Source organism: Anaerobacillus sp. QJM3NY_32, assembly GCF_056173645.1.
Genome location: NZ_CM149684.1, coordinates 3,335,550 through 3,356,394 on the forward strand (window position 1 = coordinate 3,335,550; position 20,845 = coordinate 3,356,394).

Sequence of the window (20,845 nt, forward strand, 5' to 3'; positions counted from 1 at the left end):
GAATTTACAGTTTGGACCCGAAGTGAGAAAATTTAATAGAAAATCAACTAAGGGGGAATTCACTTGGACATAGGTATTGGGGTGTTAATTCTTATAATCGGAATTCTGGCAGGCGGCTATGGTACAATCGTCGGCGCCGGTGGAGGATTTATTTTTGTCCCGGCTCTGTTACTAATCTTTCAAATGAATCCGGTACTTGCTTCCAGTACAGGGATGGTTATTGTACTTATAAACTCTCTTTCAGGTGTCATAGGATACGCTAGGCAAAATCTAATTGATTATAAAACTGGTCTTACTATAGGAATAAGTGCGTTACCAGGATCAATCTTGGGTGTTTGGTTTCTTCATAGGTACTCCTCCCAATATTTTTATGTCATATTTGCAACTATACTTGTTGCTCTTGGCGTCTTTTTATTCAGTAAAACTTTAAATCGCTCCCCTAAAATACCGCCTACACTATTGGAAAAAGAAGAGAGTGATGAGCCTGATGGTGTTGGTCACCCTTCATTCAATTGGTTCATTCCTCTAGGCATAACAATGGGGATCCTTTCAAGCTATCTTGGAATCGGTGGTGGATGGTTACTCGTTCCGATACTTATCTATGTTTTCAAATTATCAACTCATCACGCAACGGCGACTTCCATCTTTTCATTATGTCTCTACTCCTCCGTAGGCGTCTTATCCCAATTTTTCTATGGGAGTATTGACTGGGTATCTGTCATGTGGGGGGGGAGCGGTGTAATAATTGGCGCACAGCTAGGAGTTATTTTATCTCAACGCATCCCCGGCAAAATTATTATTCAGATGCTTTCTGTTTTATTAGTAATTATAGGAGTACGATTATTCTTCAATTAATATAGCTGGTGTTAAAAAACCAGAAGGAAAATAAGTAGCTAGCTCGTTTCTTCATTAAAGTGATCCGTAACTTTTAAAACTTTGCCTTCCTCTAATGAATGACTACCAGTCACCTTTTTTACAAACTCCTTAATCGTCTTAATGTTCACCTCAGACTCCCAATATTCGGAAATTTCGGGGGTTGCATTAACCATTACTACATCCGGATCATCAGCAGACTTATTTAGCAGCTTTTCAACAATCTAATTCATTTAATCATTCTTCTTCTCGTTGTCCTGAATTAACTCACCAGGACTGCTAATTGATACAAAAGATGACTTAGGCACCATCTCTATTATTCTCCTGGGAAGGTTTCATCCATTTTTTTTTATATTCTTTATAATCACAAACAACATTAAACCGCAGATTATTATGGCTAACAAATCCTCGAATAATTGTCTTGCTTTGTCACTCAATTCACCGCAACTATTCCCTCTCTCTCGCATTAACCTGCACTATGCCCTAACCTTACCCTTCCTAATGTTATTAGGCTTCCTTTTTTTATTATCCTACTTTCTCTAAGTAAAGAACGCTTAGGGTCTCCCACGTTGATCAATCATAACAGTGTCTAGTATGTCAGGGCACTGGCCCTGGGGAAGCTTTTTTACTCTCGCATAACGACTAAATGAGAGTTGTTTTCTACGCGGTTCCAAGTATGAACCTTCCCATTTGGAATTTCGGGACTTTGTTCCTTCAGCTTATGCTTTGAGCCAACTAGCTTGCTGTCTACGCTTAACATCACCGTTACCCGCTAATGTCCAAGACTCGATATGAGCGATTTGCTTAATCTTACTCACTGGGGATTCCCGCCCACTATATGATGCACCCTTTGCGTGGCGCTACAACCGCCCCAGTGATTCCCGGTAATTCCAAATGGAACTCCAGCCAACTGACTGGAGTTCCATTTGGACCGTATTTAAAGATCTAAGTATCTACACGGACCACATTCATTGCACGTTCGGATAATTGTTGAACATAATCATTATCCAGCTTTTGATCGGAAAGAACGTGATCGATCATATCCAACTCCGCAAAACGAGCGAATGCCTGGATACCGAACTTGCTATAATCAACCATCACAAAATTAATATCCGCAGTATCTAACATTTTCCTCTTAATGCGAGCTTGCTGTTCATTCGATTCACTAATTCCTCGGCTTAGATGGATACCCTTACAAGAAATGAAAGCTTTGTTGACATGATAATCCTCTAGCGAAGCTTCAGCGAGTGGACCAAGATAAGACATTGATTTAGAATCTAGAATTCCACCTGTTGATATCACAGTGATTTCTTTCTTTTTGCTAAGTTCCAATGCTACATTAAGAGAATTTGTCATAACAATAATAGGCACATCGGGCAGTGCTTTAGCCATATAATAAGCTGTTGTACTCGCATCCAAAATAATGGTGTCGCGTTCCACAACATGCTTTACTGCTTCAAGAGCAATTTCTCTTTTTTCTTGTACATTCGTCACTTCCCTTTCAGTATAGGGAATCTCTCTAGCACTTTGGTGAAGTTTCACTGCTCCGCCATGGCTTCGACGGAGTTTTTTCTCCTTTTCCAGTTTTTCTAAATCACGTCGAATCGTCTCTTCTGTCACAGAAAATATTTGACTTAATTCAGAAACACGAAGACTTGTTTTTTCATTTACGAGCTCAACAATCTTTTGCTGTCTTTCTGCCACAAGCATCAGCATTCAACCTCTCTTTAAACCATTAACTCTTCTATTCTCACTCTTTATTTTATCATTTGATTTAATTTATTTCTCCTCTTAAATCGTAGGTTGGCTTTCACCAATGTAGTGGCAAAACTTTTCATAAGCTGTCTTCCAGGATTCCTGACTTTCCGGGAAGTAATACGCCATTTTCGTTGCTTTCAATGCTATTTTTCTTGCTTCATCAATTCCCGTAATTCGACCTAGAGCCATTAATTGAACAAGAATATTCCCTATGGCACTAGCTTCTGTAGGACCCGCCCAGACGGGTTTACCTAAGGCATTAGAGGTAAATTGACACAACATCTTATTTTTTATCCCTCCGCCCACCATATGCAATCCAAAAAATTCTTTTTCCGACAGTTTTTCAGTCCGTTCAAAGACATATCGGTATTTCATTGCCAGACTTTCTATAATGCACCTGACAATTTCTCCTCGAGATTCAGGAATCGGTTGATTTGTATTTTTACAATACTCTTGAATTTGTTGCGGCATATTTGATGGGTTTAAAAACAACGGATAATCTGGGTCAATGAAAGATCGAAAAGCTGGCACTTCTTTAGCTTCTTCCATTAAACGCTCATAATTCGTACTTTCATGATGACCCCATATTCGTCGACATTCTTCTAGTATCCAAAGCCCCATGATGTTTTTCAAAAGGCGGAAGCGTCCTCCCACTCCGCCTTCATTTGTAAAATTCAATTCCAATGCCTCTTTATTGATCACCGGTTCTTTTACTTCCGTACCCATTAAAGACCATGTCCCACAGCTTAAATATGCAAACGACTCATCTAATGCTGGAACGCCAGCTACAGCTGATGCTGTATCGTGCTCCCCAACAGCGATAACGGGAATTGGAGAAATCTCCAGTTCTTCACACAGGTCTTCTTTTAAATGTCCTATAATGGTACCCGGCCCTACTACTTCTTGAAAGATTTTCTCAGGAAGCCCTAAAGTATCTAGTAACTCGCTATCCCACTTCATTAAATTAGGGTTAAAAAGTTGTGTAGTCGTCGCATTCGTAAATTCACTTTTCTTTATCCCAGTTAAAAAATAGCGCAGAAGATCGGGAATCATCAGTAACGACTCAGCTTTTTCTAGTAACCACCCATTCTTTTCTTTCATCGCCATCAATTGATAGATCGTATTAAATGTTAGGAACTGAATTCCTGTCTTTTCAAACAGCTTCTCCTGAGTAATCCAATCTTCATGAACTTTTTTCATAACCCCATCTGTTTGATGGTCTCGATAGTGATAGGGATTCCTTAGGAGCTCTCCATCTTTACCCAGTAGTCCGAAGTCAACAGCCCAGGTATCAATCGCGATCCCCTCAAGCTTCGCCCCAGTTTCAACCGCCTTTCCTATCGCAAGCTTAATGTCATGAAACAAACGAAGAATATCCCATTGGAATCGTCCGCTCACTCGGACAGGATCGTTAGTAAAACGATGAATTTCTACCAGTTCAAGTAGATCACCCTTTAGCTCAGCTAGCACCGCCCTGCCGCTACCAGCGCCAATATCAACCGCTAAAACGCTCACCAACTTGCACCGCCCTTACCGCGAGAAAGGATTTTTTCTCCATAACCGCTTTCCTGGTAAGCCTTCATTGGATCAATCGGTAAACCAGATTCTTCTCTCATCGCTTTAAGTAGAGGGGCTACATCAAATTCAAACGCCTGCCTTACCGCATGCTCAGCACCTAACACATCATTTCTTTCTTGAGCTTCCTTAACGTCAGCTAAGTTGATTAGGAGAGCTTTAGCATAAAGTGTTTGAATATTCGTGATTGAGCGAATCATAGCTGGGATCTTCGGTTCCAAATTGTGACACTGATCAAGCATATATGCAATGTTATCCGCATTTTTTCGAACGCTTGGATCATTATCCTTCTGTGCTAAAACGATTTGAGAGAAAATCAAAAACAGTTCATATGGATTATGGGCGGCTGCTATGAGATCATCATCCGCATACTTTCGGCTATTAAAGTGGAACCCGCCTAACCTTTGTTCATCTAGTAGATATGCAACAATATGTTCAATATTCGTTCCTTGGGGGTGGTGCCCAGTATCTACTAATACTTCTGCCTGTGGACCTAACTTCTGAGCCATATTATAGGCCATACCCCAGTCAGCTAGATCAGTGTGATAAAAGGCTGGTTCAAAGAATTTATACTCAATCAACATTCTCATATCATCGTCCATGGACTCATACATCTCACTCAAACACTCTTGCATCCAATGCTTCCGTTTCCTAAAGTCAGCTTGCCCAGGGTAGTTTGTGCCATCAGCAAACCAAAGACTCACATCTTTAGAACCAATCGTTCTAGCGATTTCTACACACTCTAAAAGATGATCTGTTGCTTTCCGACGAATCGAAGCATCAGAATTGGTGACGCTACCAAATTTATAATCGTCGTCTTGAAACAAATTTGGATTTACTGCCCCTAGATGAACATTATGGTCGATAGCATACTGCTTTAACTTCTTATAATCATCGACTTTATCCCATGGAATATGAATAGCTACGCCCGGACAGTTTCCTGTGAGTTTATGGACTTGCGCTGCATCTTCAATTTTTTCAAAAGGATCGCGTGGAATTCCTTCTTGTTGGAAAACTTTAAATCGTGTACCTGAATCCCCATATCCCCAGGAAGGTGTTTCTATGTTTAATTTTCTAAGCTTCGTTTTCACTTCTTCAAGGTTTATTCCTCTATCTTCTTGTTGCTCTTCAAATAAATGATAGTATCGATCAGAATTCCCCATTATCTCTCACCTCTCCAATACTCAGTATCTATTAATCCGCTGCGTATGCTAAAGTTGTCATTAAAGCGTTTTCAGATTGAGTCGTATCTAGTCTACTATATTGCACGACAATTGGTAGGTCACTCGTAACTTCAATTGCATATGGGACCCCTTTTGGGACAGATTCCCCATCTATATGGAGGGAATCTGTTTTTAAGTGCTTTGTACGATTTCCATGAATCTCATATTTTATGTTTTTGATCGGTTCTCGATCTTCAAAGTACAGGTGTATGTCCAAGTGCACAGTCTCCTGGTTACGGTTTAACACACAGATCGCCTCGTGACTTTCTAAAGATCCAGAACTTTTAGGAGGAATATAGGCATCTGGGATAATCCACGATTTCTTTCCGATTGGCATTGGAAAACCTCCATTCAATGATTTAGCGAGTAAAGGCTGCTGGGACTCCGCCATCAACCGTAATCATACACCCTGTAGTTTTCTCAGCATTGCTTGATGCGAAAAACGCGATCGATTCAGCGATGTCTGAAGGCAATATATTAACGTTCAAAATGGTTCGCTTACGGTAGTGTTCTTCTAATTGATCTGGTTCAATTCCATACGAAGCGGCTCTTTCTTCTTTCCATTTCGAATCCCAAATCGCAGAACCTTGAATCACAGCATCAGGTAATACCGTATTTACTCGAATACCGTATTGGCCTCCATCAGCAGCTATTGTTCGGGCAAGATGAGCCTCAGCAGCTTTAGCAGTACTATAAGCAGCAGCATTCTTACCGGCATACACAGAATTTTTCGAGCCGACAAACACCATATTTCCGCCTATTCCTTGCTCCTTCATGAGCTTAAAAGCTTCTCGAGCAACGAGGAAATATCCTTTTACTAATACGTTCATATTCATATCCCATTTTTCAACAGTCGTTTCTTCAAAAGGACTTGAACTGGCCAACCCAGCGTTGTTGACGATAATATCAAGGCCACCGTACTTCAAAACGGATTGTTGTATCGCTTCAGCCACTTCTTCTTCTTTCGTAACGTCCATTTTTACAGCAATCGCTCGTCCAGCTCCATACTTTTCTTCCAGATTAGACGCTACCTGTTCAGCGCCGTCCACATTGATATCTGCCACTACGACATGCGCTCCATCCCTGGCAAAACGCTCGCATGTTGCAGCGCCAATCCCACCTGCACCGCCTGTTACGAACGCAACTTTTCGAGAAAACTCAGCCTCTGCTGGCGAAAGGCTTAGTTTATAAAGTTCCAATGGCCAATATTCGATATGATAAGATTCATTTGCATTAAGTGATACAAATTCTCCAAGTGCAGTGCTTCCTTTCATCACAGCGATTGCTCTATGATAGAGATCTCCGCTCACTTTAGCTGATTTCAGGTCTTTTCCAGTATTAATCATTCCAATACCTGGAATGAGAATAACTCGCGGGGATGGATCAGACATTTTGTCCTCTTCGGAACGATTTGTCTCAAAGTATTGAATGTATTCCTCTTTATAATCCGTTATTCCTGCTTTAATCAACTGGATAAGATCTTCCGTACCTTGATTTTGGGGATCCCAGTCAATAAACAACGGAACTCTCTTCGTATGAACAAGGTGATCCGGACATGCAGCGCCTATTTGTGAAAGATCTTTTGCATCTTCACTGTTAACAAAATCCAAAACTTCCTTATCATCGGAATACGTTAGCAGCATGGTTTTATTCTCACTAACTTCTCCTCGAATGACTGAGAGAATGTGACTTAAAACCTTTTGATGTTCGTTATCATTTAACGACTCATGCTTTTGACCACCAAACATCGCTTTTTGTTTTTGCTTTTCTGTTATATAACTTTCAGCTTCTTGAATCACGGAAATTGTTTTCTCATAACTTTCTTGTGATGTCTCTCCCCAAGTGACAAGTCCATGTTTCTCCATTAAAACTAAATCAGCCTGAGGATTCTGACGAACAGCTTCTGAAATCATTTTTGATAACGTAAATCCTGGTCGAACGTAAGGGACCCAAACAAATCGATCGCCGAATATTTCATTTGCAATTTCTTTACCGTTATGTGCACAGCAAAGACTAATAATAGCATCAGGATGTGTGTGATCTACGTGTTTAAAAGGTAAAAAGGCATGCAATAACGTTTCGATAGAAGAACGTGGATGTTTACTATCAATCATACAATGAGACAAATATCCCACCATCTCTTCATCAGTCATTTCATCTCTTTCCATCAACGGGAGGATATCGTCCATCTTTAATCCAGTAAAGTCCTTTTCTCCCATCGTAGCGAGATCGGAACCACTGCCTTTCACCCACATGACTTCCACATCTTCGCCTTTGAAATCGCTCTCAATCGTTTTCATGGACGTATTGCCTCCACCAAAATTACATACTGAACGATCACTTCCTAATAAATTAGAGCGATAAACAAGCTCTTCAACACCGTTTCGATCATTCGCTTCCTGGCTATCCCATCGGTTCTGAATCATTTTTTCTCCTCCAAACAAGCAATTTTATAAATTCATTATCTATACCATATCAAACTTTTGTTTATTTTTGAACACTTTTGTTTACTTTGTTTTTAATTAAAGTTCCTATTTTCTTCTATTACCACGGTTTCTTTTTGGCCAAAGCGCTCTTCCTCGATTTCTTCAAGGGTTTTACCTCTAGTCTCTGGGGCAAGAATGATGCCAATCAAGAAATGGATTACTAAGAAAACAATCATAACGATTCCAGCCGCTTGAAACCCGAGGTTGTCCATAACTGTGGGAAGTAGAAACGACCATATTGCGATACCAAACCGAACTAAGAAGAACATAATGCCCTGCGCTCCCGCACGATACTTCGTTGGGAATAACTCACTAGCCCATAAACCATAAAACGCTTGAGCACCAAAGCCAGCGGCACATCCCCATAAAATGACGAAAGCAAATAACGAAAACCAATTCATTGGCATGAACGTCAAGATAATCCACGCCACGATTCCCATAACAGCGCCTAAACCAAATAAAAACCGACGGCTATACTTATCTCCAAATTTCATAAAGACAAAGAATGTCGTAGCCACTGTTAACATCCATAAAAATGCTTGAAGTAAATTAGCTTGTCCGCTTGATAATCCACCTACATTTTCATATATGTAAGGCATAAAATAACCCATTGCACCTGCAGTTAAGTTCCAGAAAAGATAGATTCCCACTAATAAGAACAAAGCTTCGCGATTCACTTTGAGAGTAAACAATTCTTTCAGAGAGCTCCGTGACAAGCTTCCAGATAAGCCACTTTGCTTCTCACGTTCTTTCCCCTCTTTCCAAATTTTAGATTCAGATAGCCCCTGTCGGATATACCAGGTAATAAATGCAATGATAAGTAAATGTACAAATATAAGCCGACTACCCATTAAACCTAATGGAGCAAGAAGAACGGCGAGTAAAAATGTTACTGCCGGTCCCACCGACCAGGCAAGCTGTGCTGTTCCAACATGAGCGGCACGTTTTTCATGTGGAGCTTCTTCTGCAATATACGTCCATGAAGCTGGCACACCCGCTCCTACTGCAATACCAGTAATAATGGTTCCTATTAAAAGCATAGGAAAATTGAACGAAAGAGCGATCAACAACACGCCCAGCATATAGGCCAATAAATCATAAGTATAAATAAATTTCCTTCCATATTTATCACATAAATAACCACCAACTAATGCACCAACCGCAGCACCAAAAGCGTTAGCACTCAGGGCACTCAATAACCCTATCGCCATGCTGTCCAGTGTAAGATAAGCTTGCCACAACGTTAAACTACTTGCCGCAGCGATGATCGAACCGGCTTCAATATAGTTTGCCATCGCAACGGATATCGTCGCCTTCCAACCGGTTGTACTTTTACTACCTATTTTCGCCATATTTTTCCTCCTCTTCAAATTAGCAAGCGCTTACAAATAAAGGTGTAAACCTCAGAAAAATAAACCAGTATAGGTTCTAAAGGCTAACTGCAATTATCTGTTTCATTTTTCTGAATATAAACACTTATTTTGCCTGTATTGAAATAGTAAACAATAAAACCAAATAAGTCAACATAAACAAATGTATTTATTTTTGTTTATATTTGTTTTGGATTAGCGGGACGGTTCTAGCGATTCACTGTTGCATAGCAGATTGTATGGGAGTCATACTAAAGCCTCCCCCTAGTTTACTTGTTTTCTGAAATCATCCATATTTAAAACCCCCTTGCTTGCGCAAGAGGGTTTACGTTAAACAAATTCGTTAGAGATTTTTTACTGACCTCGAATCAATAGAATCATTTCTGCTGATTCTAATTCCTATTAAAGTGTACCGTATCTTTTAAATCATTGCCTTCTTCTAATGATTTACTGGTTGTCACCTTTTTCACAAACTCTTTGACCGTTTTAACATTCACTCCCGACTCCCAATATTCAGCGATTTCCGGCGTGACTTTAACCAGTACAACATCCGGATCATCAGCAGAAGTATTTAATAGCTTTTCAACAACCTTATTCATGTACTCTTTCTTCTTCACGCTATCCTGAACCAATTCAGCAGTGCCGCTAATCGACACATAAGATGATCCTGCATACGCTAAGTTTACGGCAGGAGTAAGCTTAATATCCTCATATTTATCCGTATCTTTTTTGGTAATAAACCAGATCTCTTCCTGATCCAATTCGACTTCCTGTGTTTGCATAGGACGAGACATCAGCTTGCCATCTGGAGAAATAGTAGTTAACATTGCTACTTTCTCATCTTTGATCAAATCTTTAATATTTTTAAGGGTTTTCTGATTTTCTGAATGTTGGTTTGTCATTTGTAATTCCTCCTTCAGATAGTGAAACTTGATTTCAAAAAAATAGCTTAGAGACTCTCCTAAGTTAGGCGTTATCTGCTACTAAATTAGGAAAAATTATACTCCAAAGGTGTTCCCACCATTTACATTGATATTTTGTCCAGTAATAAAGTTAGCCTCGTCACTTGCTAAAAAACGCACCATGTAGGCAATATCTTCCGGTTTCCCTAACCGGTTCAAAGGAAGGCCGTCAATATAACTACCTGCGCTTGCCTCGGAAACGTCACCATGGCGCTCAACCGGAGTAAAACCTGGATGCACAGCATTGACTGTGATGTCATGTTTCCCTAGCTCATTTGCCCAGGAGCGAGTCATTCCAATGACCGCAGACTTTGCGGTAACATAATTCGAAAAATCGCTATTGCCTAATTCCACAACTTCGCTTCCAATATTAATAATGCGCCCCCACTTTTTTTCTTTCATAGGCTCCATAACCTCTTTTAAAAGTAATAAAGGGGCCTTCACGGTAAAATGCAGCTGATCCAAGTAATCTTCCCAAGACACTTCTTCCAACGAAAATTCTGGCTGTGGACCAGTGGCGTTATTGACGAGAATATCAATCGGTTGCTGGAAAGTCTCTCGTGAAACAGCTACCAACTTTTCAACATCTTTTTGATCTGTGATGTCTGCTTGAATAGCGACTGCTTCTCCACCAAGCTCTTGAATATCATGAACAACCGCTTCTGCTTTTTCTTGATTGCTACTGTAATTAATAATTACCTTTATTCCAGATTCAGCAAGTTTTTGGACAATCACTTTGCCGAGTCCTTTTGAACTCCCTGTTACTAGGGCAACTTTTTTACTCATCATGTCCCCCTATCATCACGCTAATTTACTCGTTTCTTTTCATGAGACAAAAGACCAAAAACCTGTCCTTCTGTCTCTACCATTCACCTATACTTTCGTTTCCCGCTTACCCACAAAGTTACACGTTTTTCAACGATCAGTAATTCCACACTAACAAAGCCCTTGTTTCCAAGGACTTTTGCAATCTGTAGGAGTGAAACATAACGCGGATTTTTTCTCCTAGTCACGTTCTTTCAACAGGATCAGTTATGGGGATCCATCAACTATCAAATATTTATTCTTTTACTCAGGATTTAAAAAAATAAGTGCAAAAAATCCCTTCATTACTACGAGCAATCACATTAGAACCCGCTTAACTACTGCTCTATCAACTTTTCAAATTCTCTTTAATCGAATTGATCTGGGTGGAATACGTTTCTATCTTCTCGGTGAGGTTCTTCAACCGCCCTTTACGATCCAACACCATCCGCTCTACAACTTGTGGACTTGGCCCACCTGTTACGCTCCTTCTCTCAATAAACGTAGAAGGGTCACAGATATTTTTCCAATCTTCTTCTAAAAGTTGCACGCCGCCAATCCACCCATTTACTTCAGAAACGCTCACTTCATATAACTCTTTCTTTGCATCATTTGCTTTCTTACTTACGTAGCTCGAAATCTGGTGTGCTTTTCGAAATGGCACACCATAATCTCTAGCGAGGACGTCTGCTAACTCAGTAATCGTAATCATATTTGTTTTGGCTTGCTCAAGTGCTCGTTCCTTGTTGAATTTCATTGTCGTAATGACAGCTGTTAATAGCTTGGTAACACGATTCGCTTTATGGAACCCGTTATATAGGTGCGGTTGCAAATCATCTTCTGTATCCACAATATCTCCATATGGCGTGTTGTGAATCATTTGGATGACGCTTAGTCCTTCGCCAACTGCGCTGCTAGCGAGTGCTCTTGAATGTTCCAATGATACCGGATTTCTTTTCTGCGGCATAATGCTACTTACCTGGACATAAGCATCAGAAACTTTAAGTAATCCTACTTCATTAGACGCCATACGGAGAAGCTCTTGAATCCACCTGCCCATGTTTGTCATCAAACTAACTAATGTTAAAGCTGTTTCTAGTAAATAGTCTCCTGTCCCAATCGCATCATAGGAATTTTCCATCACATCATCAAACCCTAGTAGCTCAACCATTCGTTCTCGACTGATCGGAAATCCAGTGGTTGTAATAGCAGCCGCCCCCATCGGAGAACGATTGACTGTTTGATACGCTTGCCACAAGCGGTCCACGTCTCTTGATAGATTATCGGATATGGCTAGGAGATAGTGACCAAAGGTTGTTGGCTGCGCAGGCTGCGTGTGCGTATGGGCGGGCATGATCGTATGAAGATGGTCTTCCGCCTGAGTGACAAGCGATTGGCCTAACCTTCTTACATTACTCAAGAGATCGAGCATATGATCTCGAATTACGATCCGATACATCGCTTCACCCATATCATTTCGACTCTTCGCGATATGCATCTTGCCTGCTAAATCGTCACCAATTACCTTCGCCACTTCGGCCTCAACAAGGAAAAAGAAATCTTCGTATTCTGGCACATAGTTTAGTAGTTTCTTCTCCATCTTTGCCACTTTATTTACGCCGTCCAATATCTTCTTTGCTTCCCCTGCGGTAATAATTTTTTGTTCTTTTAGCATCGTTGTATGCGCGCGATGAATCATAAACATCGCATCAAATAAGTAGTCACGCTGATCTTTGAAAACCGGTTTAAGCAGTTCGTCTACGTAGGTTTTCCCGGGAAAACAAGCGCCATCTTCTAGCTCAAAATCTTCCTTTCTTTTATTCATGGTTTCACCTCATTGTACTAGAGCGTATTTTCTGATTTAACTCCGAAGAATTTATAAGAAATAATCATTACTATCGCAATAAGACCAACCTGAATCATGCCATAGGCTGCAGCCTGACCAAGATTAAACATCCTTAGTTGATTCATAATCTCAATGGAAATTGGGCGATTGTCTAACGTATACAACAAGACAGACGTCGGAAACTCTCCAACAGCCTGAACAAAAGCTAGCAGAGTTCCGCTTAGAACTCCTGGCATAATAATCGGCAAGACAACTCTTCTGAATGTATACAACCATCTCGCTCCTAAATTCTGTGCGGCTTCTTCTATCGAATCATCCATTTGCTCCAGTACAGCGTTCGTCGACCGCACGACGAGTGGTATAAAACGAATAAAATATGCGAGAGGCAAGATCCAGAATGTACCGACAAGTACTTGACCAAACGAGAAAATCGACTTACTGTTAAACGCTAAAATAAGATTCATTCCAACAACAGTAGCTGGTAATGCCCATGGAAGCATAACAAGAATATCTAGTAAATTCTTACCGAAGAATTTTCTTTTCACAAGTGCATAAGAAGTAATTATTCCGAATACAAAACATCCTAAGCATGCAATGAAAGCCATGATTAAACTATTACGAACCGGATCCCAGATATTCGGATCCTCAAACAGTAAACGATAGTTTTCAAGATTGAAAGAAGTAGGATACTTCTGCCACGTCCACGCGCCTTCTGGAACAAAAGATAGTATCGCTAAAACCGCATGTGGCAGTAAAAGCACAATCATCGCTACTATTCCAAGTGACACCATCACCCATTTTAGGATTGGGTTATTGACCTCACTTCTGTGAGCACCAATCCCTTTTGATCCCATTCGATAGTCTTTTCGATTTTGGAACCAACGCATAAATAATAAGAAGGTAATCGAAACGGCTGAGAGAATAACAGATTGCGTTGCCGCCATTTCCAAATCGCCATTAATTTTAGAAAAGTAGATTTGGAGACTTAGCACTCGATACCCTCCAGCAAGTAGAAACGGAGCACTAAAGGAAGCCATCGAAACCATAAAGACAAGCAGGGATGCTGCAACTAAAGCGGGTGTTAATAATGGAAATGTGACCTTCCAAAATACTCCTAAACGTCCTGATCCAAGATTGGCTGCTGACTCTTCCAGCGACGGATCGACATTATTAAGTGCTGAAGAAACCGTCATATAGAAATACGGATACATTGTATAAGCGTGAACGAGAAGAATTCCCGTCACACCGCCTATGCTAAATGGAACTTCCTCTAAATTCAGTAAGTCTTGAAGCGCTACCGGGATAAGTCCCGCTTCTCCGTAAAGCCACATAAATGCCATTACTCCAACAAGTGAAGGTAAAACAATTGGCATGATCGCTATTCCTGAGAAAAAGGAACGACCAGGAAAATTATACCTTGTAAAAATAAACGCAAGTGGTACGCCAATACATGCACTTAGTAAAACAGATAATAAGGATATGTAAACCGAGTTCCATAGTGCTTCTAAATTCGCTTGTGCTTTAGGGCCAAAAAAGTCCACATAGTTTTGTAGAGTAAATAACCCATTTTTCTTAAAGCTTTCTATAAACGTTTCAACTGTTGGATAGAGAACATATCCAACGAGGACCAGGATAATCGGTATAAGAAGAAGGATCGTTTTTCTTTTCTCTGCGTTTAACAACCTCTATCCCTCCTTTGCCACTGGAACGATTCGAACCTGATCAGGTGGTAGTTGAACATAAATATCAGATCCTTCTTGTAGATATGTACTCGGTCCCCGGTTTAAATCGGTTACTTTTAATGTGGCGTGACCTTCATTAACTTTGATGAAGCTATGAACCGACTCACCTGTGAATTGAACAAGATCCACTTTTCCTTCTAAAACATTCACACCTTCTATATTTGTTTTTGATAAGATAATGGCTTCTGGACGAACGGACATTTTAAAGTTTTCATTCTTACTGAATACTTCCTCGCCAGGGGGATCCGCATGAACAAGAAGATTCAAATCCTCACAAAGGAGACCTCCATCCCTTTGCTTCACTTCAAACAAGTTCGTTTCGCCAATAAATTCAGCAACAAAATCATTTACCGGTTGATTGTAAATTTCAGTTGGCGTTCCAATCTGTTGGCAATTCCCCACATTAAAGACAGCGATTCGATCACTCATCGTAAGGGCTTCAACCTGATCATGCGTGACATAGATTGTGGTAATGCCATACTCACGCTGCAGACGGAGAATTTCATTTCTCATTTCATCTCGTAATCTCGCATCAAGATTACTTAATGGTTCATCAAGCAATAAAATATCCGGCTCAATGACGAGAGCCCTTGCTAAAGCGACGCGCTGTTGCTGTCCACCGCTTAACTGACTCACTTGACGTTCAATAAATTGCTTTAATCGCACTTTCTCTAGCACATCTTCTACTCTTCTTTTCACCTCAGCTTTACTCACTTTTCTTACTTTTAACCCAAAGGCCACATTTTCAAAAACGGTCATATGAGGGAAAAGGGCATAGTTTTGGAAAACCATGCCCGTGTTTCTTTTTTCTGGTGACACTGTCGTCATATCACGATCATCGAATTTCACTTTCCCAGCTGAAGGATAATAAAATCCTGCGATCATCCTAAGAGTTGTTGTTTTTCCGCAACCACTTGGTCCAAGGAAAGTAAAAAACTCCCCTTCTTTAATCGTGATATCCAACTCTTTCACGGCAGTGACATCGCCAAATTGTTTTGTAATATTAGATAAGGTTACTGCTGTCATAACCAACAACTCCTCTTTCTGGAGATCTACTCTTCTTTTTGCTTTTCACTGTTTTTAATATTGTTGTCCCAGTATTCCATCCACTCATCAGACTTCTCCTGGAAAACTTCCCAATCGATCTCCATCGCATTGATTTCTGTTTCTTCAATCCACTCCGGAAGATCACTAATATCATCACGCGTTGGAATTCTATAATATTTCTCAGCTAGTAGCTTAGCTGCTTCCTCAGAATTAACAAACTCATAAAAAGCTTTCGCTGCTTCTGGATGCGGCGCACCTTCAACAATCGCAATTCCTTCTGTTAAGACCGGCGTTCCACTCTCAGGAATCACATAGCTAAACGGATACCCCTTCTCTTCAGCTAGCATAACGGTATCCGGCATATTCCAAACGGATAGATTACCTACGCCTTTCGCTACCTGATTGTACATAATCTCTGGATTGGCAGCATACTCTTTCGTATTCTCGTCTAATTTCTGCAGCCACTCATACCCAGCATCAGGGCTATCCGTCTCTTTGTAGTCCTTATAGATGATAGAAGAATAAATCGTACGCATTGTACCTGAAGCAAGTGGATAACGAATGATTAATTCATCTTTCCATTTCGGATCTACGAGATCATCCCAATCTTTTGGAGCCTCTTCTTCGGAAATTTCTTTATTATTATAAAGAATCACTTCAGGTGTTTGAGAAGTGCCTGTCCAATACCATTCTTCATCATGGTACATATCATCTAAAGAACCGGCATAGCTTGGCTCATATTTCTGTAAAAGCTCATCCGTCTTGGCTTCATCGAACATCACTTGAGGCGCCCCCCACCATATATCCGCTTGCGTATTATTCTTTTCGGAGCGAACCCTGTCTAGAATTTCCTGTGAACCAAGGTCGAGAAATTCCATGTCTACATCATATTCCGCTTCAAATTGTTTCTCGAATTCACTCAAAATATCTTTACCGTGCGGTGAGTATACGACAACCTTATCTTCCAAATCACCTTCACTTTCAGAGCCAGAATCCCCATCGCTACTTGCTTCTTCATTCCCTGCCATACACCCTGTTAGGATGATGCCGAACACTAGCATGGTAATTAACATCATCCATCGAAATTGACGTTTCATACATTCATTTCCCCCTTCTCATAATTGGATAATCGAATTATGTTCTTCAAGGAATAGCGCCGCTGCTCCAACGATTCCGGCTTCCTTTCCAAACGTTGACGGTACAATTTTGCAGCTCTGTGGTGTGAAATGCTCTACAATTTCAATTAACGAATGCTTATAATCCTCAAATGACTCGCTTACACCACCTCCTATAATGACGAGGTCTGGATCGAATAAAGACACATAATTAGCGATGCCAAATCCCAAATGTTCGATTGCTTTTTCAACCACTTCACTCGCATCCTCATCTCCTTTTTTCCAACTAATAAAAGCTTCTTTTGCCGTTAACGGCGTGTTCTTTACTTCAGAAAGTTTATTCCCGATGGATGAACCACTTGCGACACTCTCAAGAAACCCATAGCCCTCATAAGTGGGGTGATAGCTTTTTGCACTTTGAAAATCTGTCACTAAATATCCCATCTCACCCGCACTGTAACGACTTCCTCGAAAAAGTTTTCCGTTAATGATCATCCCACTGCCTATTCCTGTACCTATCGCGATAAAAATAAGATTTTGTAGCGACTTTCCGGCACCAAGCCACTGCTCACCAAGAACGCTCGTATTGACGTCATTTTCAACATAGATTGGAAACGGAAAGTACTCACTCGCTATTTTCCGAACGGGATACCGCTTCCACCGTAAACTAGGGGCATCCAATACAATGCCATGTTCCACGTTCGTTACACCTGGGACACCGATTCCCATCCCAAGGATTTTCTCATTACTTAACTGTAAATCATGAAGCATACTATTTACGTCTTTTTGTAAGCGCTTAAATAAATCTTTTTCAAGGTATTCACTTGTGGAAAATTCCCGATAAGCATGAACCTCTCCGTTTAAACATGTCACCCCAGAAGCTACTTTTGTACCGCCGATATCGACGCCAATCACATAAGCTGCTTTAGGATTAAAAACGAGATGAACAGGCTTCCGCCCCCCACTAATCGTCGATTCACCCGGTCCTTTCTCCTCGATCCACCCCTCTTGTAACAATTGTTCAACGATCAGTGAAACAGAGGGTTTACTAATTTGAATCCTTTTGGAAATCTGCGAGCGAGAAATCGGTTCAAAATCGCGAATACACGTCAACACAAGTTGTTTATTTATATTTTTGATAGATGCGGCATCGCCCTTTTGCATAAATGTGTACTCCTTTATAAATGATAAAAAACAAGCAGAAACATCCTTAGTTAGTTAAGGTTACTTACTAACGATTACTTTCATTTATAAAGGCTGAACAGAAAAATGTAAAATACTGTTTATGCCCTTTCTTACAAACTGAGAGTTATTTTGCTCAATAATGCTTCTAATTGCTATCTTTTAATATAAATTTAGAAAATTTTATTTATTTTGTTAAATAGTGACTATATGACTATCCAAACAGTACAAAAGTAGGTTCCATTTATTGGATTGATCTGCTTATAATGGTTTTAAGTTAGTTATATTCTGTTACTAACTAAGTTCAGAAGATGAAGGAGGATTTATTTGAAGGACCTGGGGAAGATTTTATTATCGTTGGTTTTGATCCTTTCTGCCTTTGGAACAAGCTCCATTAGTTTTGCAGAAGAGTCATCTACACAGGATGCAAACTTAGCATTGTGGGAATCTGTCGTTCCATTAACAACCACAGCAAGTTTCATGAATACGGGTGCCCATCCTGATGACGAGCGGAGTCATTTCCTCGCTTATTTATCAAGAGGGCAAGGTGTGGACACGTCCTTTCTACTCTCCACTCGTGGCCAGGGTGGTCAAAATGAAATCGGCAGCGAGCTTGGCGATGGACTAGGTATCATTCGCACAAACGAACTGCAAGCTTCATCGAAAGTCCTTGGAATCGAAACGTTTTTCTTAAACGAAGATTTTGAAGACAGCATCAAAGACTTTGGCTTCTCTAAAACACCTGAAGAAACGCTGAACAAATGGGGAGAAACGGAAACCTACGAACGACTCATTCACGACATCCGAACATTTAAACCAGACATCATTATGCCCTCTTTTCGCAACGTTGACTCCCAGCATGGTCATCACCGCGCCATGACATTGCTTACCCAAAAAGCATTTGAAGACGCAGCCGACTCTTCTGTTTTTCCTGAACAGCTTGAAGATGGCTTAACCACCTGGCAAGTAAAGAAACTCTACCTCCCTGCTGAAACAGAAGATCAAACCACCACTTCTATCCAAATCGGAATCTATGACGAACACTATGACATGACTTACCCGCAACTTGGTGAAAAAGCGCGTTACTTACACGAATCCCAAGGAATGGGAAGAGATGTTGGAGATGGCCCAGAAATCGTCAATCTTCAGCTAGTTAAATCAACAGTTGGCGATATTCCGGAACAGGAAGAAAGCATCTACGAAAACATTCCCTACGATTTCGCGGATTACGCTAACACCCTTTCAAAAGGCGGCAATAAGTACAAACAAAAGCTGATCCATCTTCAAAAGGATCTTGAAAAGGTGAAAAGTGCCTATCCTCACCACGAGAACGTACTAACTCAAGCTGAAAATGCGTACAAACAGATTCAAAAACTTATCAAGCAGATGGAGAAAGACAACAAGCTATCTGAGGATTTAAGAAACACTTTAAATCATAAGCTTCAAGTAAAAGAAGAACAGCTTACAAATACGATGTTTACAGCAGCCCAGTTGGAAGTAAAAGTTGAAGTAGCCGATCCACAATTAACACCAGGTGATACAACAAATTTAAGCGTTTCGATCATGAACAATGGCTTTGAAAAGATTAAAGATCTTTCTTCTACCCTTTCCATCCCAGAAGACTGGGTCATAAAAGGCCAGCATCACTCTTCCTCTTTAGCACCGGGAGAAGAGGTAATGTTCGATTACAACGTAAAAGCTACATCCAGAAACTATTATGATGCCTACACACCGGATGCGATTAAATCTAATATTCGTTTTAAAGTGAAAGGACAACCTGTTACAAAAGCCTTCACACCAACTGAACGCGTTGCCCTATTACCAGAGGTAGCTGTGAAACCATCTCCTGAGAATTTAGTGATGAACACAAAAGACATTGAAGAAAGTGTCACGATGGATGTAGAAGTTGAAAAATTTGCGGAAGGTGCTCTTGAAACAGACGTCTCCCTCCAGTTACCAGAGGGATGGACAGCTAAACCTGAATCGCAGGAAGTTTCATTTGGATCTGATGAACAAATGAAAGCCATTTCGTTTACACTAACGCCTCCACAGAATGTAGAAGAAGGCGAATTTCAAATTGTTCCGCAAGCACAGAGTGGAAACGAAACGATTAGTAAAAACGTCCAAATGATTCAGTACGATCATACTGGTACAAACTATTATGTATCAGATGCCGCGGTTAACGGCGTAGCCTTCCCGCTCGACTATCCTGAGGATCTTAAAATCGGCTATGTCGATAGCGGATTTGATAAGGTTGCCGATCAGTTAGCGAATGTAGGTATGGATATTACCCAATTAACCGAGCAGGACTTAGCATCAGGAGATCTCTCTCAATACGATACGATCGTCACTGGAATCAGAGCGTATCTTTCAAGAGAAGACTTGCTACAGCATAACGAGCGCTTACTCGAATACGTCAACAATGGCGGTCACCTTGTCGTGCAATACAACAAACCATGGGATAACTGGGACACGAACACTACCGCACCATATGAACTAGAAATCGGACAGCCCTCGATCGAGTGGCGCGTCACCGATGAAGATGCTCCGATTAACGTATTAAAACCAGAAGCGACAATCTTTAATTATCCAAACAAGATCAAGCAATCAGACTGGAATGGCTGGGTGCAAGAAAGAGGCCTCTACTTCCCAATGAACTGGTCAGATGAATTTGAAGCGTACGTTAGCGTCGCTGATCCAGGGGAAGAGGCATTTGAAGGCGGAATTTTGAAAGCAGACTATGGTGAAGGAACGTACATTTATACAAACCTAGTCTGGTACCGTCAAATTCAGAATCAGGTACCTGGTGGGTATCGTATTTTTACTAACTTGGTTAGTTATCCTTATTACGAGGAGTGAGGT

16 protein-coding genes are annotated in these 20,845 nt (G+C 40.7%); 2 read left to right on the plus strand and 14 right to left on the minus strand.

The features are described 5' to 3' along the window. Positions 1–63: 63 nt before the first annotated feature. Positions 64–855 (plus strand): sulfite exporter TauE/SafE family protein, encoded by a 792-nt coding sequence (locus AC0VYH_RS17320; RefSeq protein ID WP_475372820.1) that lies wholly within the window; start codon positions 64–66, stop codon positions 853–855. Positions 856–1,498: 643 nt separating this feature from the next. Here the strand turns inward: AC0VYH_RS17320 and AC0VYH_RS17325 are convergent. From AC0VYH_RS17325 to AC0VYH_RS17390, 14 genes are all read right to left on the minus strand, one after another. Further along, positions 1,499–1,633 carry a hypothetical protein gene (locus tag AC0VYH_RS17325; protein WP_475372821.1) on the minus strand — a complete coding sequence of 45 codons (135 nt, stop codon included), beginning with the start codon at positions 1,631–1,633 and terminating at the stop codon, positions 1,499–1,501. Between the two features lie 185 nt (positions 1,634–1,818). Next, a complete protein-coding gene (locus tag AC0VYH_RS17330) occupies positions 1,819–2,583 on the minus strand; it encodes a DeoR/GlpR family DNA-binding transcription regulator (protein WP_224882753.1) in 765 nt (254 codons plus the stop codon). Between the two features lie 81 nt (positions 2,584–2,664). Further along, positions 2,665–4,146 (minus strand): rhamnulokinase, encoded by a 1,482-nt coding sequence (gene rhaB / locus AC0VYH_RS17335; RefSeq protein ID WP_224882750.1) that lies wholly within the window; start codon positions 4,144–4,146, stop codon positions 2,665–2,667. Continuing rightward, a complete protein-coding gene (rhaI, locus tag AC0VYH_RS17340) occupies positions 4,143–5,369 on the minus strand; it encodes an L-rhamnose isomerase (RefSeq protein WP_283153771.1) in 1,227 nt (408 codons plus the stop codon). The genes rhaB and rhaI overlap by 4 nt, the downstream gene beginning before the upstream one ends. A gap of 31 nt (positions 5,370–5,400) precedes the next feature. Continuing rightward, entirely contained in the window at positions 5,401–5,766 is a 366-nt protein-coding gene (locus tag AC0VYH_RS17345; RefSeq protein WP_283153770.1) for a sensory rhodopsin transducer, read from the minus strand. A gap of 22 nt (positions 5,767–5,788) precedes the next feature. Continuing rightward, positions 5,789–7,855 carry a bifunctional aldolase/short-chain dehydrogenase gene (locus tag AC0VYH_RS17350; protein ID WP_475372822.1) on the minus strand — a complete coding sequence of 689 codons (2,067 nt, stop codon included), beginning with the start codon at positions 7,853–7,855 and terminating at the stop codon, positions 5,789–5,791. 92 nt (positions 7,856–7,947) lie between these two features. Next, the gene (locus tag AC0VYH_RS17355; protein WP_224882532.1) at positions 7,948–9,267 is read right to left on the minus strand and encodes an MFS transporter; all 1,320 of its coding nucleotides are present in this window, start codon (positions 9,265–9,267) and stop codon (positions 7,948–7,950) included. Positions 9,268–9,677: 410 nt separating this feature from the next. Continuing rightward, the gene (locus AC0VYH_RS17360; RefSeq protein WP_475372823.1) at positions 9,678–10,187 is read right to left on the minus strand and encodes a pyridoxamine 5'-phosphate oxidase family protein; all 510 of its coding nucleotides are present in this window, start codon (positions 10,185–10,187) and stop codon (positions 9,678–9,680) included. A 96-nt stretch (positions 10,188–10,283) separates the two neighbouring features. Then, the gene (locus AC0VYH_RS17365) at positions 10,284–11,033 is read right to left on the minus strand and encodes an SDR family NAD(P)-dependent oxidoreductase (RefSeq protein ID WP_475372824.1); all 750 of its coding nucleotides are present in this window, start codon (positions 11,031–11,033) and stop codon (positions 10,284–10,286) included. A gap of 367 nt (positions 11,034–11,400) precedes the next feature. Continuing rightward, positions 11,401–12,876 carry an argininosuccinate lyase gene (argH, locus tag AC0VYH_RS17370; protein WP_475372825.1) on the minus strand — a complete coding sequence of 492 codons (1,476 nt, stop codon included), beginning with the start codon at positions 12,874–12,876 and terminating at the stop codon, positions 11,401–11,403. A gap of 17 nt (positions 12,877–12,893) precedes the next feature. Then, entirely contained in the window at positions 12,894–14,579 is a 1,686-nt protein-coding gene (locus tag AC0VYH_RS17375; protein ID WP_303535400.1) for an ABC transporter permease, read from the minus strand. 3 nt (positions 14,580–14,582) lie between these two features. Continuing rightward, positions 14,583–15,665 carry an ABC transporter ATP-binding protein gene (locus AC0VYH_RS17380; protein ID WP_475372826.1) on the minus strand — a complete coding sequence of 361 codons (1,083 nt, stop codon included), beginning with the start codon at positions 15,663–15,665 and terminating at the stop codon, positions 14,583–14,585. 26 nt (positions 15,666–15,691) lie between these two features. After that, positions 15,692–16,783, minus strand: coding sequence for an extracellular solute-binding protein (locus tag AC0VYH_RS17385; RefSeq protein WP_159784216.1), 1,092 nt, complete (start codon positions 16,781–16,783; stop codon positions 15,692–15,694). Between the two features lie 18 nt (positions 16,784–16,801). Further along, positions 16,802–17,965: an ROK family transcriptional regulator gene (locus AC0VYH_RS17390; RefSeq protein ID WP_475372827.1), complete on the minus strand. Its 1,164-nt coding sequence runs from the start codon at positions 17,963–17,965 to the stop codon at positions 16,802–16,804. 345 nt (positions 17,966–18,310) lie between these two features. On the opposite strand from AC0VYH_RS17390, the gene AC0VYH_RS17395 reads away from it, so the two are divergent. Continuing rightward, positions 18,311–20,842 (plus strand): PIG-L family deacetylase, encoded by a 2,532-nt coding sequence (locus tag AC0VYH_RS17395; RefSeq protein WP_475372828.1) that lies wholly within the window; start codon positions 18,311–18,313, stop codon positions 20,840–20,842. Positions 20,843–20,845 lie beyond the last annotated feature (3 nt).